Source organism: Klebsiella spallanzanii, assembly GCF_902158555.1.
GTDB lineage: Bacteria > Pseudomonadota > Gammaproteobacteria > Enterobacterales > Enterobacteriaceae > Klebsiella > Klebsiella spallanzanii.
In genome coordinates, this window is record NZ_CABGGS010000001.1 from 1 (window position 1) to 14985 (window position 14985).

Genomic DNA, 14985 nt, shown 5'->3' on the forward strand with positions numbered 1-14985 from the left:
GATGGAATATAACAACGAGCGGCCTCATGAATCCCTGAATAACCTGACACCGGAAGAGTACCGGCTGATGGCTGAAAAACCGGAACTCTCAAAAAGTGCATGGAACTGAAGCAGGGGTGCTTACAATGCAGCCCCAATATCCTCAGAAGAACTGGTATCAGAAATTACTACATAGTCTTTTTCATCGATTCTATCGCCAGACCATCCCTCTAGCTTTTCATGAATTGTTGGCCTAAAAGTAATCATGCCGTCTAATTGGGTAATAGAACAACTATTCATTTTTTTGAATAGTGATTTTTTAGTTTTATAACCAAACTTATCCATTATATCTTTTACCCACCCAAGATATCTCTCATTGGACTTCTCCAACGAAAAAAAATCCTGATCGTCAGGATCAACCAACCGACTTGCTGATAATGCAAGCATTATTGCACTCCCCATTTTTGCATCGGTGCAATCTAAATTCAGTATAATACATTCGCCCTCAGGATCTTTTAATTGTGATCTATAGCCCGAATAGGTTTCTATTATATAAATATCTTGATTAAACTTAGCACTAGAGTGTCTCATTCTTTTAAAATCGCTATTCATTATTTCACCACCGTTATTTTCACATTTACGCCCTTATCTGTACCGTAAACAATTGCTTTATTTATCTACTCCCATTGCTGGGTTGTTGTGACCTTAGGAACGGCAACAATAACTTCCCGTTTGGTTATATTCTTTGCATATACAACTTTCCCCTTCAACTCATACTCTTTGAATGTTAGAGTAGAGTCGATATCCCCTTTAAGCTTTGTATAAATCCTACCAGGATTTTCAATACGGGAACGTGTGTTAGTATCCAGCGTTTTCACACTAGTTGCGACCCTACTTTTCTCATCAAAAAAATCAAATGTTTTAAAGTTTTCTGGAAGCCTGCTTGCTGGCGGTAACTGTCCCATTGCCTTGTGTTTCAGTAATCTGGGCACACGCGTGACTTACCGTTCGTGACAGGTTCAGCCCTTCATGCTGCCGGTTTCGCAGCACTACTACGGCCTCGGCTGACTTCTGCCGCCCCATCCCGGCACTTCACAGCACCAGTCACGGCACACATACAAATGGCCCCTTTAAAAATAAAAGGGGCATCTAACAATCGACCGTTCACCACTGTTCAGGCGATTAATGTATTCAATCTAGCTTAGATCCGGGAACGTAGTCAGGATCCTCGTCATCAGAATCCCAAAAATTAACTGGAGGGGCATATGCTCCATTATGTATTACAGGACACCATCCAAAATCATTATAAAATAAAGACAGTTCAACAATCTCATATATGTCATCACTTTCCTGGTTTAAAGTTATTAGTGCAGGTTCGTAATGGGTATACAAACCTCCCGCTCCTGCCATGGCTCGTTCCTCAAATAATTCTCGGTCCCAATCATAGACAACACCAAGTGTATCTGGGATAACTGTAAAAAACATGATCTCAAATTTATCAGAAACCTGAACTCTACATGGTATATTTTTTTGCTTTGAGAGCATTCCGGTAATTAAGTTATCTGGAAATTTAATCTTCAACATCATTTTTGCCAACCTTTATATAATCCTTCATATACAAGATTAATAATAGACAAATATCAACAGTATATTTTATTAGATTTTCAAGCCCAATTAAATCACACCCCTTCCCTGGAAACAAGAATATCTTATTTAGAGAAAACATTACCACTTATTGATATATAAGGTGCGACTCTCACCTCAGTTCTACTAACAAAAGAATTCGAATTCAGTTCGACATATAAATACTCACCTTTTGTATCTTTCCCTAGTAAAAGCGAACCAACCCCATCAATAGAATTATCAACAACATTGACTTCTCCATGCTTTATCACATAATGAACCCATCCTTCAACAATACTAAATGAAAAATCGATGCTGAATCCATGGTCATCCTTAACATGATAAATAAAACTTACATTCTCCCGCTCAAAGTAAACCGGTTCACTTTCAAAAAAAGCCAACAATTCAATCTCATCAGGAAAATTTTCTATAAACATTATTGGGTCGCTCCATTTTTCGGTATTGTTGTAATAAACTTACAAGAACCTAGTGTTGTTGTCACTAAATTACCCATTTCACCTGTAAATATTGTCATCGTTTTTGTTGGATTACCACCAAATTTATCGATGCTAATATTTTTATCCAATACAACAACGCGCCCATAGCGGTGACCATCTTTACTATCGACTACACGACTAATTGGAACATTTTCAATATCTCGGATTTGGAGAATCCCCTTTAAGTCCGATTGACTGACTGTAAATTGGCTAGCATTTTTATCTGAAAAGTACCGTTTAACAACATGTTTCCAGCCTTTTACCAAGACATTAGTTATGGATTGAACGATAGTTTTTTTAATTAGGCCCTAATGGACTCGTATAGATATTTTCTGTACAGATGTAGCCTGCTAAGTAAGATACTCCCCTCATACAGAAGGGAGATATCAAAATAGTCTGAAAATAATTACACTCGACTCTTACATCTGGCAAAAGCCAAACGTAGAGCGGCACCTACATCCTCATAAGAAACAGTGTCAGGAATGATGACATAATCAGATTCACTTATTCTATCTCCAGACCAACTTTCCAGTTTATCATGGCACATTGGCTCAATAGTTATTACCCCATTAACCCTGCGGATATTACAAAGATTCATTTTTTTAAACATTACTTTTTTTGTCTTATAACTATATTTTTGCATTATGTTAGCAACCCATTTCTTATAATGAATCCCAACTATATCTCGATCAAAAAAACAGTTTTCCTCAGGGTTAACTATTTTACTATTATCCAGAGCAACACAGACCGCGCTACCCAAATCAAAGTCTGAGCTATCTGCATTCAGAATCGAACAATAGCTTTCGTAGTCGTTTATCAATATACGGCAGCCTGATAACGTCACGATACTATACAAATCACCATTAAAGCTGACACTGGCATTATCACCCTGTGTTAAGTGTATATTTTTCATTTAACCACCGTAATTAAAACATTAACGTTCTTGGTTTTTCCATAAGCAATAGCATTATTAATATGCTCCCACTGCTGATTTGTTGTGGCTTTAGGCACAGCAACCAATACATCCTTCCTTACTATATCTGATGTTTTAAGAGTGAAACCACTTTTTGTTGCAGATACATAGTTTGCAGCCTTATCAATATCACGTTTTAAAGAATAATAAATTTCTTTAGGTGTTCTAATTTTTGCTGCGGTTTGCGTGTTAAGAGTTTTAACACTTATGGCAATACCTTTCCTCGCATCAAAGAAATCAAATGTTTTAAAGTTTTCTGGAAGCCTGCTTGCTGGCGGTAACTGTCTGGCCATATAGTCCTCAAACGTAAATCCCTGTTTGTAATTTCCCTCGACCCAGCTCATCGGAGTTCGGCTTCCATCCTTCTCAATTTTATATATATCCCGAATATCAACAAGACTGCGAGAATTTTTTGCTACAACCTTCTCAAGCGCCTTAACCCCATTAACCGTGAGCTTCGCGCCATACTTGGCAGCCCCCGCAACACCCAGCACCGACGTTACAGCCTCCGTCATCAACTGACCAAATTCCAGGCCTGCGCTGTAGGCTCCATTCACGCCCGCTTTTTGATAGCTGGCTTTCATGGCATCAAGACGGGCTACATAACTCTGCTTGACGCTGTTAGTGATTGCAGACCAGACGTCATCTTCACGCATCAAAGCTTTAAACGCGTCAATCGCCTGCGAGGGATTTTCCATCAAAGCAATCGCGCTCTGGGCGGTCTCAACGAATTCAACCGGAACACCTGAGACCATACCAGCCAGAAACGCACCGTTCTGCGTCTGACTCGTTACTCCCCACCGGGCTTTCACAAACGCTTTTTCCATCGGCGTTTTAGCGGCAGCCAAATCCTTGTCCATCAGCTCTTTTTGCTTATGGCTTAGATAGTTATACCGGAACGTCGTCTCTGCTGCATTGGCACCGCTGTATACCCCATTTGCTTTCCCGGTAAAGACGGCACCTGCAGTTGCGCCCAGAACTCTTGCCATCTGCGCCTGCTGCTCGGACTTAACCCGCCACTGTTCAGGTTTAACGGTGTTTTCCCCCAAAAGCACTCCGGCCAGTTCCGCAGCCAGCGCCCCTGCCGCAGCCCCCTTACCATCGCCGCCGGCAATCTCGGCGCTGATGCCCGACAGCACCGCGTGGCTGAGCATTCTGCCATGCGGCCCCAGCACCTGACCGTTGTCGCCAATCAGCCCCGCCCCTTCGGCGTTGATCTGACCGGCGACGTTCGCCAGCAGGGCCGTGCTCAGATTATCCCGGAAGCTACCGCCGTTGATGGCGGTGTTCAGGCTGGAGCTGATAACCGACTGCCCGGCAATCCGCTGGGCGATTTTGGCCCAGCCCTCATTCTTAATCAGCACGGGCAGGCGGGCTTTATCCGCCGGGACATCCAGCCCCATCATTTTGTCGAACCCGGCCAGCGCGCCGCCAATCGCCATCGACGTCGCCAGCGATTTCACCGAACTGCTGCTGCCCATCGTTTTCAGGGTTTTCGACAGGTTACCCTTGTGTTCAACCAGCGCCACCGCGGCCTGCGACATCAGCGATGACATCCCGGCATAGGCCGAGCCATAGACCATCGTCGCGGTCGTGCCTGCCGCTCCGGTGGCCGATACCGCGCTGGTCGCTGCTGCCGCCGCCAGTCCGGTTCCCGCCGTGGCGGCCGCCACCGCAACAGCAATCACTGCCGCCACCACCGGGTTCAGGCTCTGGCTTTTATAGTTCCAGCTGTCGTAAGCGTTCTTAACCGTATTCCACTGCACATCGCTGCGGGTATTCAGTCCCTTCAGCCACGCGGTGCCGGGCAGCTCACCCAGCGCGGTCACGGCACCCTGCAGCGTCTGCGCATTTTTGGTCCGCACATCAGCGCTGATGCCGCTAGCCGCATCGATGGTCAGCTTGCCACCCGCATGAATTGACGGCAGGACCCACTTATCTTCGCTGTAGCCCCGGTTGCTCTGCTTGATGTAAAAACCTTTCGAGTTAGTTACCGTCTGCTCGAAAGTGGTATTTTTCACCGCCCGGAAGTTGACCTTTCCGTTGGTGCTGGTGAGGCGAGCGTTTTTCCCTGCCGCGATTTTACTCGCCTCATAGGTGCTGTCGTCGCGGCTCAGCAGGTTGATATCGCCCCCGGCGGTAAACTCGGTGACCCTTTTTATCGTCTCGTGCTTCGTCTTTTTAATGGTGGTTTTCTTACCCCACCACTTGCGCTTGACGGTTTTCTTCTCGTAGTGGCTCGATTCCTCCATCGCCTGGGCATACAACCAGCCGCCTTTCGCCGCCACGTCCATCGTGCCTTTTGCAATCAGCCGGGTCGCCTGGAACAGAATGCTGCCGCCGGAAATCACCGTCAGCGCCGCGCCTGAGTTCAGCGTGACGCCGGTCTGGGTGACCGCTTCGCTCCAGCTGCTGCCCTTTTCCCGATATTGCGTCCCCTTCACCGCCTCCAGGCGCATATTGCCGCCAGAGGTCAGGAAGATATTGCCATTGGAGGTCAGACTGCTGCCCGCCGCCTGAATCGTTCCACTGGCCGCCAGCGTCAGCTGGTTTGCACCGCGTAGACTGCTGAATACGTTGAGTTCATCATGGTTATTGTCATTTTTACCGTCGGTGACGCTGTAACCTTTGGCGGGCAACAGGATATGCCTGCCGGCCTGCAGGGTGGCTTTATCTCCGGCGACCACGCTGGCGCCGGGCAGCGAGATATCCGCCGCCGCGCTGATCAGCAGGTTTTTGCCTGCCTTCAGCACGCTGCGCAGCTCCGGCGTACGGCTGGCGGGGAAATACGGGCTGAAGCGCTCGCTGAGTGTACGCATACTGAAATCAGCCTGCGCCCTTGAAGTCATGCTGATGTTCCCGCCAGCCTCCGCACGAATGCCTTTTAAGGTCAGGTTTTTACCGCTGCTGAGGGTAATATCACCCGATGCACGCAGCGGATCGCCCGGCAACATGCGGTTTAACAGTTCCTGTTTCCGCTCTGCAGAAAGCTGAACGCCGGGGCGCTGATGGTCCAGCATCGCTTCATTTTTATCGACGGTGATATCACCGCCCGCCGTCATGGCGATGTTTTTGCTCTGTACCGGCAGGCGGGTGTTTTTGAGCAGAATATTGCCGCCCGCGTTAATGAAGAGATCGCCAGTGGCTTCGAGGCTTCCCAGCCAGCGGGTACCGTCGGCATGAAAGTAGTGCGGCGCTTCGCTGGTGTGCGAGGTGACGTTGCCGCTGCGGCTGACGAGGGTAATATTGCGCCCTTTCACTTCACTCTGCTTGACTTCAAGCCCGCCGCCGGAGAGTACGGAGATATCTTTCCCCGCCGTCAGCAGCGCCTGCGTCATGCGGGTGGTTTTATCCGCCAGCAGCGTGATGTCGCCGGTCGCCTTCATCACATCGCTGGTAATAATCGTGCCGGAGCGCAGGAGGATATTATTGGCGGTGATAGTGTCGGGACGTGCAATGACGCTGGCGTATTTAGCACCGCCGGGATGCGGTTCGCTGCTTTCAATGCGTTCGGAGAAGTCGGCAACCAGGTTGCCGCCTGCTTTCAGACGGGAAACATGTAATTTACTCTGCACCCAGTCGGTTGTTTCACTTGAATGTCGAAATTTATGCTCTTGTGGAATGCCATATAGTTTAGAAACCCCTTTTTCTTTCTCCGGGGCGAGGGCTCGGGAGACTGGATTATTTCCGTAGAAGAAATATTTTTGCAAAACACCTTCATAACGGTTTTCGTTGATAAGTGAACGTCCGGTCAGTATTGCATCACGAGCAGCGCTAATATCTCCCAGCCTGTTAACCAGGCTAGTGGAATGGATATAGAGATTTTGCCCCGCGCTGATAACCGGTCTGGCCCCCTGAATTTGCACGGTATAGCGTGTTTTTTCAGTATTCAACCAGGTCAGGTTTGCAAAATCAACCGAACCGAACCAACGTTCAGGCTCACCGGTATCCATAGCACCAGTCACCCGAACAGGAGCCATAAGACCGCCGTGCGGCCCTAAATGTGTCCAGTACCAACCCAGCCGGTTATTCGACACCTGCGCACTTCCCGGCTTCTCCGTTCGTACCACCGCCTCAGCTTTATTAATCACATTCTCAAGCCGGTCCGTCCGTATCACCAAATCGCCGCTGTTGGTCTGAATACGCGCCGAGCGGTTCTCCACCAGCTTCGCCTTATTCCCCTTCGCGTCCTTCTGGATCCACATACTCTTGTTGCTGTGCAGTGCAGCGCCGTTGGTATTGCGCACCGTCTCAGCGAAAATACGCATATCGCCGTGGGCGGTGGTGGCGCTGCGGTTTTCCAGCGTCGTGGCAGCCAGGGTCATATCGCGTTCGGCCCTGACGCTGGCACCCGCCGTGGTGGATAAGCTACGGGCGCTGACGTTCAGGTCGGTCTGCGCTTTCACGTTGCCGAGGGTGATTTTCCCCGCCGTAGTCAGCGAAATGTCCCGCTGGGTCGAGGTGATGTCATTAAGATTGACGCCAACGCCAGCTTCCGTCGCCACCAGGCGTATTTTATTGGCGTACATCCCGCCCAGCGCTTTGGTGTCTACTGCCAGTTGAGGTTTCGCGCCCTCCCCGGCAATGGGCTTAATGCTGCCATCCTGAAAATTAACCTTGTTCGCCCCCTGGGTCAGGCTCACCGTGCGACCGCGAATTTTACCGTTCAGCTCCGTCGCCCGGCTGATCACATCGACATACTCCGCCGAACCGCCGTCAAGACCCTTGCTGCCGATAATCACGCTGCCTTTTTTCACCTCCAGCGCGCTCAGCGCCCCCTGCTTATCCAGTTGCGGCTTACCGGTGGTCAGCGTCACGCCAGGGGTATTGATAAAACTGCACCCGTCGCAGGTAATGCCGTTCGGGTTGGCAATCATCACGTTAGCCTTCTTCCCGGCCACCTCCAGCTTGCCGTTCAGCGTCGAACGGGTGCCGCTCGTCACTTCATTGATAATCAGCTCCGCCGCCTTGCCTTTGAGATTCGGGTTTGCCCCGAGCTGTCCAGCCAGCTGCGATTTCGCCGCAGCGGTGGCGTTATTCAGTACCGCGCCGGGGGCGTTAATGCTGAAATCGGTGTAGCGGTTATGCGAAATACCCGCAGAATTGGGGGTGGCGATATTGACCACCGGGACGTTGCCCGGCTTCATCACCACTTTGCTGTTGCCGTTCGCCGCCGTGATACCGGCGGCGATGGCGGGGTGCATGGGCTGCACGGCGGTCAGATAAATCAACAGCCAGCCTGCCGCCCGCGCTAACGGGTGGAGTAGTTTTTCCATTGTGATAAATATCCTTATTTGTTGTGCCGGCAGTTAAAGCGTGAGGGTGGCCTGCCAGTAAACCACCGGTTTATCCGGGCTCAGCGAGTCGGGCCAGGCGAGCGGGAAGCCCACGGAGAGCGACTGCGTAAACCAGCGCCCGCTCAGCTCCAGTCCCAGAGCAGATCCGACTACGTTGCCGCCGGCAATTTTTCCGTTCTCGCTCATCACATGACCCGCATCCAGCGCGCCAGTCAGCGACAGCGTTCCCAATCGCGGCAGGGTTAGCCACTGCCAGGTCAGCTCATTACGCCAGTAGCCGCCGCGGTTGCCGGTCAGATACTGCTCCTTAAATCCTCTGACCGAATACTGACCGCCAACGGAGATGCGCTCGCTGGCATACAGGGTATCGGGGGTGGTCTGGCCGTATGCGGAGGTCAGCCAGTACAGAGAAGATGTCACGGGATAAAACCAGCTGCCGTTGAGGCTAAAACGGCGATATTCACTGCGCGGGAGCGACGGATGCGCCGGGTCGTCTTCCGTCGCTCCGGCGATGCCCAGGCCATGAGCGAAAGCGGGACCGACCGTCAGCCAGCCGCCCGCCAGCGAGCGACTGTAGTTAAGGCCGGTAGTCAGACTAGTGAGCGTTGGACTGCTGACGTTCAGACGCACGCCGCCGAGGCTGTTTTCGGTTTTGCGGCGGGCGAAATCGACATCCAGCGCCAGGCGCTGTTTGCCGTCGCGCCACAGGGTACGGTTCACCGTCGCCCGCTGAGTCTGCACGCTGCCGTCATAACGCCAGCTGGCGGATGACTGCCCTGTCGAAACAGGCTGATAAAAGTCGGACCAGCCGTACTGCGCACTGAAAAGCCAGTAGCCATAAGGCAGGGTGACGCCCGCCTGCAGGCTGCGGCTGCGGCGATCGTGGTGAAACTCGCTGTCGCGGGCGGCAGAGAACGACCACTGGTCAGCCAGCCGCAGCAGGTTGTCTGCCACCAGCCCGGCGTTCATCTGCCCACGACCAGTGCTTTTTTGCCCGCTATTGTCCGCCCCAAGCGTCAGGCTGACGGGAAAGCGGGTGCTGGTCGGTATCAACTGAACCTGCGAATATCCGGCAGTGCTTCCCGGCAGGATATCGATGGTTAACTGGCGGGAAGCCAGCCGGTTGAGGCGCTCAAGCCCCTGCTCCAGATCGCGCAGATTAAGCACCTGCCCTTCCACGCCGGGAAAAGCCATCCGCAACGATGCTTCTTTTTCGCCGTCGACGCGGACCGATTCCACTCGCCCTTCGGTCACGGCAATGTTCAGCCTTCCTGCGGAGATATCCTGTTCCGGTAGCCAGGCGCTGGAGGTGATGTAGCCTTTTTCGAGATAGGCCTGGGTGATGTCCCGCACGCGCTGGCGAATATCCTGAAACGTCATACAACCACGAGCCGGAACTGAGGCGAAGCGCGTTTGCGCCGAACGAGAGAGCACCGTCACGCCGGAGACCTCCACGCGCTGAAGCGCATAACAACGGCTGTCTTCGGTCAATGCTGGCGCATCAGGCAGACGCGGGGGTGGCGAAGTACCCTGCAGCGAGTCACGCTGCTGTTGGGCCTGTTCCAGCAGCGCTTTTTGCTGCTGCTCAATAGTATTGTGGTCAGCCGGGCTTAGCGGTGCAGCCGCCAGAGAAACAGGGAAAACCAGCAGAATAGCGGCGCTGAAAAGCGCGCAGGGGAAAGCGGATTGCACAGGCATCGAAACTCCATTTTCGTGACTTAGTGCAAATAGTTATCATTAACAGCGCTGATTAATCCATAATTTCTCCACAATTGAGGCTGGAAAATGGTCATTTTAGGAATAGTGATCGGTCGAATGGCTGCGAGTGTCTTAATTACAAGGGGCCTAAGGGATGTTGATGCTGGTCTGCTTTTCCCGGGGGCGGCGCAAAGCGCCTTGCCCGGGCTACAGGTTCGTGCGGTCTGAGGGTTGGGTAGCCCGGGTAAGGCGTCAGCCGCAACCCGGGGGATGTTGATGCTGATGCTGGTCTTCCTTGCCCGGGCTACGGGTTCACCGCCGTCTGCGGACGAGTAGCCCGGACAGATGCGCAGCATCGCCTCCGGGATCCGTTTACAGCTTCAACACCGCGCGCGAGTATGCGTCTATCGCCAGCGCCACATCGTCGGCGGTAACCGACTCGGCGGGGTGATGGCTGATGCCGCCCTTGCAGCGCACAAACAGCATCGCTGACGGCCAGCGTTCGGCGATAGCGATGGCATCATGCCCGGCGCCGCTCGGCAGGCTAACTGAACGCCCCTGCACCTCCTGCACCGCCTCGCTTAATACCCGCTGCAATTCGCTATCGCAGGCGGTGGCGGCAATGCGGTAAAACTCTTCGGCGCTGAACTGCAGCTGGCGACGGGCGGCAATGTCCTGCGCTCGCGTCAGCAGCCTGTTCAACAGCGCATCGAGCGGCTGGTCGTTCGGCCCGCGAATATCGAGGGTCAGCGTCACTTCGCCGGGGATCACGTTAACCGCGCCGGGAGCGCAGCGCAGCGTCCCTACCGTAGCAACCAGATTCCCGCCCTGCTCGCGGGTCAGGTTTTCGACCAGCACCATCCACTCGGCAGCGGCGGCCAGCGCATCTTTGCGATGACTCATCGGCACCGTCCCGGCGTGCCCGGCCTCGCCGGTAAAGCAGCAGTTCAGGCGGCGTGCGCCGTTGATAGCCTCCACCACGCCCAGCGCCAGCCCTTCCTGCTCCAGACACGGCCCCTGCTCGATATGCAACTCCAGATAGGCGGCAATTTCCTCCTGGCTGCGGGCAGCAAGGTGAATACGCGCCGGATCCAGCCCGGCCAGCACCATCGCCTGCGCCACGCTGACGCCATCGGCATCGGTCTGCGCCAGCCAGCTCTCAGGCCAGGTACCGGTCAGCCCGCGGCTGCCAAGCAGCGTAATGCCGAAACGCGTCCCCTCTTCATCGCAAAAACCGACAATCTCGATAGCCTTTTTCAGCCTCCGCCCCTGTCGGTGCAGGCTGTGCACCACCTCAATCGCCGTCAGTACGCCGAGCATGCCATCGTAGCGCCCGGCGTTGCGCACGGTATCAAGGTGCGACCCCAGCAGGATAGCCGGTGCGCCTTCCTGTTCCCCTTCGTAGCGCCCGCAAATATTGCCGACGCTGTCCTGCCAGACGGTCATACCGGCCTGGGTCATCCACAGCGCCGCCTGCTGGTTGGCCTGCAGATGCTGGGGTGACAAATAAACCCGGGTCAATCCCTCCGGCGTTTCGCTGATCGCGGCCAGCTCATCGGCGCGGGCCATGACCCGCGCTGCGGCCTGCTGCATCTCCGCCTGCTGGCGTGTTGTTTGACTCATTGCGCGCTCTCGCTGCGATAGTGATCCCACGCCGCCTGCATCGCTGCGCCCTGAGTGGTCGAGAATTTGAGATAGTTGAGCACCGACTCCAGCGCGCTGAGGGTGGTCATCACGCAATCCTTACGCGCGTTGTAGCCCATGGTGCCGATACGCCACACTTTGCCGTGCAGCGGGCCAAACGAGGTACCGATTTCAATGCCGAAATCTTCCAGCATCAGCTTGCGCGCCTGGTCGCCGTTGATCCCCTGCGGGATCACCACGCCCAGCACGTTGTTCATCTTGTGTTTCAGATCGCCGAAGGTCTCCAGCCCCATCGCCTGGATGCCTTTTACCAGCGCGTCACCGTGCAATTTATGGCGGGCGATACCGTTATCCAGACCTTCCTGCAGGATCAGACGCGCGCATTCGCGGGCAGCAAACAGCGCCGAAGTGGCTTCGGTATGGTGGTTCAGGCGCTCCGGCCCCCAGTAATCCATAACCATGCCAAGGTCGAAGTAGTTGGAGTAGATCATCTCTTCGTCGCCGTCGCGATGGGCATCGGTACGGATCCCCTCTTCCACGCATTTACGGCGGCGAATGGCCTCTTCCATGCGCGCGCTGAGCGTCACCGGCGAGGTCCCGGACGGGCCGCCGAGGCATTTTTGCATCCCCGCCGACACCGCATCCAGCTGCCAGGCATCGGTTTCCAGCGGGTTTCCGCCCAGCGAGGCGGTGGCGTCGGTGTAAAACAGCACGTCATAGCGGCGGCAGATTTCCCCCAGCTCCGCCAGCGGCTGCAGCATGGTGGTGGAGGTATCGCCCTGTACCGTTAGCAGCAGACGCGGGCGCACGCGTTTGATGGCATCTTCAACCTGATCCGGGGTAAACACCTCACCCCACGGCACTTCAATGGTGTGTACTTCCGCCCGGCAGCGGCGGGCGATTTCACACAGCAGATGACCAAAGCGACCAAATACCGGCACCAGTACCTGGTCGCCGGGACGAATAGCCGAAATCAGAATCGCCTCAATCCCCGCCCGAGAGGTTCCGTCCACCAGCATCGTCCAGCGGTTTTCGGTCCGAAATACGCCACGGTACAGCGCCATGACCTCATTCATATAGTGGGTCATCGCCGGGTCATACTGGCCAATAAGCTGGCTCGACATGGCGCGCAGCACGCGCGGGTCGGCGTTAATCGGGCCAGGCCCCATCAGCAGGCGCGACGGCGGGTTGATTTGCGAAAACTGAGTGATATCCATCTTTAAGTCCTTATTGATTGAGGCCGCGCACGGATGAAATAAACTGCTTCAGCTCGCTGGTCTGCGGGTTGGCAAACAGCGTTTTGCTGTCGCCCTGCTCCCAGACCCGTCCCTGATGCATAAACACTACGCGGTCGCCCACTTCGCGGGCAAAATTCATTTCATGGGTCACGAGAATCAGCGTCATTCCCTCCGCTGCCAGCTGCTCCAGCACTTTGAGCACTTCGCCAACCAGCTCCGGGTCCAGCGCCGAGGTTATCTCGTCACAGAGTAAAACTTTTGGCGACATCGCCAGCGCCCGGGCAATCGCCACGCGCTGCTGCTGGCCGCCGGAAAGACTGGACGGGTAGTAATCAAGTCGGTCGCCAAGCCCCACTTTTTCCAGCATCCGTTGGGCCAGTTCGCGGCACTCGGCGGCGCTCTTTTTCAGTACCCGGCGCGGTGCCAGCATGACGTTTTCCAGCGCCGTCATATGCGGGAACAGGTTAAAGTTCTGGAACACCATGCCGATAGAACGGCTGATTTCCCGCGCCTGGGAATCGCGGTCGGTAATGGTCATCCCGCCGAGCTTAATGCTGCCATCCTGATAGCCTTCAAGACCATTAATGCAACGCAGCAGCGTGCTTTTGCCGGACCCGCTGCGGCCGATAATCGAGATAACTTCGCCCATATCGATATCCAGATCGACACCCTTGAGCACGTGGTTATCGCCGTAATACTTCTGCATCTGATTAATGGTGATGAGAGGCATTGAATTTGTTCTCCAGATAACGGCTGTAGCGGGACAGCGGGTAACACAGAATGAAGTAGCCCAGCGCCACCAGCGCAAAGACTTTAAACGGCTGATACGTCACGTTGGTCAGCATCGTTCCCGCTTTCGTCAGCTCGACGAAGCCGATAATCGACGCCAGCGCCGTGCCCTTAATCACCTGGACGGCAAAACCCACCGTCGGGGCGATAGCGATCCGCAGCGCCTGCGGGGCCACTACCCGAAATAGAGTCTGACCAAAGCTCAACCCCAGGCAGCGCGAGGCTTCCCACTGCCCTTTTGGTAGAGCACGAATGCTGCCGAACCAGATATCGAGCAAAAAGGCGCTGGTATAAAACGTTAGCGCCAGCGACGCCGCCGTCCATGCCGAAACGTCAATGCCGAACAGCGCCACGCCGAAAAAGGCCAGAAACAGCTGCATCAGAAGCGGCGTTCCCTGAAACAGTTCGATATAGCCGCGGATCAGACGTTTTACCTGGCGTCCACCGGTCATACGCAGCAGCAATAACGGCAGAGTGACCAGCGCACCACCGATAAACGCCACCAGCGACAGCAGCACCGTCCAGCGCCCGGCGAGCAGCAGATTGCGGACAATGTCCCAATCGGTAAAGGTGGTCATCATGCCTGCACCCCCAGCCATTTACGCCCTGCCGCCATCAGCAGCTGGCGCATCGTTATCGACAGCACTAAATAAATGCCCGTCGTCACCAGATACACCTCAAAGCTGAGGAAGGTGCGCGACTGAATCAGGTTGGCGGCGAAGGTCAGCTCTTCATAAGAGACCTGCGACACCACCGATGAACCGAGCATCACGATAATGCACTGGCTAACCAGCGCCGGATAAATACGCTGTAGCGCGGGCGGCAAAATCACCTGAATAAAGGTCTGCGTTCGGGTCAATCCCAGCACGCGCCCTGCCTCCCACTGCCCTTTCGGCGTCACCTGAATTCCGGCACGCACGATCTCGGTACTGTAGGCCCCGAGGTTCACCACCATCGCCAGCAGCGCGGCCTCGCCCGCCGTCATCTTTAGCCCCAGATTCGGTAAGCCGAAGACGATAAAAAATAGCTGAACCACAAACGGCGTGTTGCGAATCAGTTCGACATACCCGCCCCAAATTCGGCTGAACCACGAGGTGCGCCCGCTGCGGATAGCCGCGCCCAAAATGCCTATCGTCAGGCCGCCGATGGTCGCCAGCACCGTCAGTTGAACGGTCACCCACAGTCCCGCCAGCAGCTCCGGCCAGTGCGGCCAGAGCTCAGAAAAATGAAGTTGCTCCGTCATGCCC

13 protein-coding genes and 1 pseudogene are annotated in these 14985 nt (G+C 54.3%); 1 reads left to right on the forward strand and 13 read right to left on the reverse strand.

Annotated elements, in window-relative coordinates; translation table 11 throughout:
- Positions 1–109, forward strand: a pseudogene (locus tag FN082_RS00005) (integrase); the annotation flags it as partial.
- 11 nt (positions 110–120) lie between these two features.
- On the opposite strand, the gene FN082_RS00010 reads toward FN082_RS00005, so the two are convergent.
- The 13 genes from FN082_RS00010 to FN082_RS00070 form a co-directional block, all read right to left on the reverse strand.
- Complete coding sequence (locus FN082_RS00010; RefSeq protein ID WP_142980919.1) at positions 121–591, reverse strand: contact-dependent growth inhibition system immunity protein; 471 nt, start codon at positions 589–591, stop codon at positions 121–123.
- A 65-nt stretch (positions 592–656) separates the two neighbouring features.
- A complete protein-coding gene (locus FN082_RS00015) occupies positions 657–944 on the reverse strand; it encodes an endonuclease toxin domain-containing protein (protein WP_208436563.1) in 288 nt (95 codons plus the stop codon).
- Between the two features lie 226 nt (positions 945–1170).
- Positions 1171–1566 (reverse strand): hypothetical protein, encoded by a 396-nt coding sequence (locus tag FN082_RS00020; RefSeq protein ID WP_142467513.1) that lies wholly within the window; start codon positions 1564–1566, stop codon positions 1171–1173.
- Positions 1567–1688: 122 nt separating this feature from the next.
- Positions 1689–2039 (reverse strand): hypothetical protein, encoded by a 351-nt coding sequence (locus tag FN082_RS00025; protein ID WP_142467512.1) that lies wholly within the window; start codon positions 2037–2039, stop codon positions 1689–1691.
- On the reverse strand, positions 2039–2365 hold the full coding sequence (locus FN082_RS00030; protein ID WP_142980920.1) for an adhesin: 327 nt from the start codon (positions 2363–2365) through the stop codon (positions 2039–2041). Before FN082_RS00030 ends, FN082_RS00025 begins: the two co-directional genes overlap by 1 nt.
- A 140-nt stretch (positions 2366–2505) precedes the next feature.
- Positions 2506–3012, reverse strand: coding sequence for a contact-dependent growth inhibition system immunity protein (locus tag FN082_RS00035; protein ID WP_142980921.1), 507 nt, complete (start codon positions 3010–3012; stop codon positions 2506–2508).
- Positions 3009–8348, reverse strand: coding sequence for a two-partner secretion domain-containing protein (locus FN082_RS00040; protein WP_142980922.1), 5340 nt, complete (start codon positions 8346–8348; stop codon positions 3009–3011). Before FN082_RS00040 ends, FN082_RS00035 begins: the two co-directional genes overlap by 4 nt.
- A gap of 33 nt (positions 8349–8381) precedes the next feature.
- Positions 8382–10067, reverse strand: a complete 1686-nt coding sequence (locus tag FN082_RS00045; RefSeq protein ID WP_142980923.1) for a ShlB/FhaC/HecB family hemolysin secretion/activation protein — start codon at positions 10065–10067, stop codon at positions 8382–8384.
- 372 nt (positions 10068–10439) lie between these two features.
- Positions 10440–11690, reverse strand: a complete 1251-nt coding sequence (gene hpxK, locus FN082_RS00050) for an allantoate amidohydrolase (RefSeq protein WP_142980924.1) — start codon at positions 11688–11690, stop codon at positions 10440–10442.
- Entirely contained in the window at positions 11687–12928 is a 1242-nt protein-coding gene (locus FN082_RS00055) for a pyridoxal-phosphate-dependent aminotransferase family protein (protein ID WP_142980925.1), read from the reverse strand. The genes hpxK and FN082_RS00055 overlap by 4 nt, the downstream gene beginning before the upstream one ends.
- A gap of 10 nt (positions 12929–12938) precedes the next feature.
- Positions 12939–13679 (reverse strand): amino acid ABC transporter ATP-binding protein, encoded by a 741-nt coding sequence (locus FN082_RS00060; protein ID WP_004100907.1) that lies wholly within the window; start codon positions 13677–13679, stop codon positions 12939–12941.
- Positions 13660–14316, reverse strand: coding sequence for an amino acid ABC transporter permease (locus FN082_RS00065; RefSeq protein WP_180349658.1), 657 nt, complete (start codon positions 14314–14316; stop codon positions 13660–13662). Before FN082_RS00065 ends, FN082_RS00060 begins: the two co-directional genes overlap by 20 nt.
- Positions 14316–14981 (reverse strand): amino acid ABC transporter permease, encoded by a 666-nt coding sequence (locus tag FN082_RS00070; protein WP_142980926.1) that lies wholly within the window; start codon positions 14979–14981, stop codon positions 14316–14318. The genes FN082_RS00065 and FN082_RS00070 overlap by 1 nt, the downstream gene beginning before the upstream one ends.
- Between the last annotated feature and the right edge of the window lie 4 nt (positions 14982–14985).

Bases quoted from the DNA above. Each gene is read 5' to 3' on its own strand.
- FN082_RS00010 (WP_142980919.1), bottom strand. From the start codon at position 591: ATGAATAGCGATTTTAAAAGAATGAGACACTCTAGTGCTAAGTTTAAT.
- FN082_RS00015 (WP_208436563.1), bottom strand. From the start codon at position 944: ATGGGACAGTTACCGCCAGCAAGCAGGCTTCCAGAAAACTTTAAAACA.
- FN082_RS00020 (WP_142467513.1), bottom strand. From the start codon at position 1,566: ATGATGTTGAAGATTAAATTTCCAGATAACTTAATTACCGGAATGCTC.
- FN082_RS00025 (WP_142467512.1), bottom strand. From the start codon at position 2,039: ATGTTTATAGAAAATTTTCCTGATGAGATTGAATTGTTGGCTTTTTTT.
- FN082_RS00035 (WP_142980921.1), bottom strand. From the start codon at position 3,012: ATGAAAAATATACACTTAACACAGGGTGATAATGCCAGTGTCAGCTTT.
- FN082_RS00040 (WP_142980922.1), bottom strand. From the start codon at position 8,348: ATGGAAAAACTACTCCACCCGTTAGCGCGGGCGGCAGGCTGGCTGTTG.
- FN082_RS00045 (WP_142980923.1), bottom strand. From the start codon at position 10,067: ATGCCTGTGCAATCCGCTTTCCCCTGCGCGCTTTTCAGCGCCGCTATT.
- hpxK (WP_142980924.1), bottom strand. From the start codon at position 11,690: ATGAGTCAAACAACACGCCAGCAGGCGGAGATGCAGCAGGCCGCAGCG.
- FN082_RS00055 (WP_142980925.1), bottom strand. From the start codon at position 12,928: ATGGATATCACTCAGTTTTCGCAAATCAACCCGCCGTCGCGCCTGCTG.
- FN082_RS00060 (WP_004100907.1), bottom strand. From the start codon at position 13,679: ATGCCTCTCATCACCATTAATCAGATGCAGAAGTATTACGGCGATAAC.
- FN082_RS00065 (WP_180349658.1), bottom strand. From the start codon at position 14,316: ATGACCACCTTTACCGATTGGGACATTGTCCGCAATCTGCTGCTCGCC.
- FN082_RS00070 (WP_142980926.1), bottom strand. From the start codon at position 14,981: ATGACGGAGCAACTTCATTTTTCTGAGCTCTGGCCGCACTGGCCGGAG.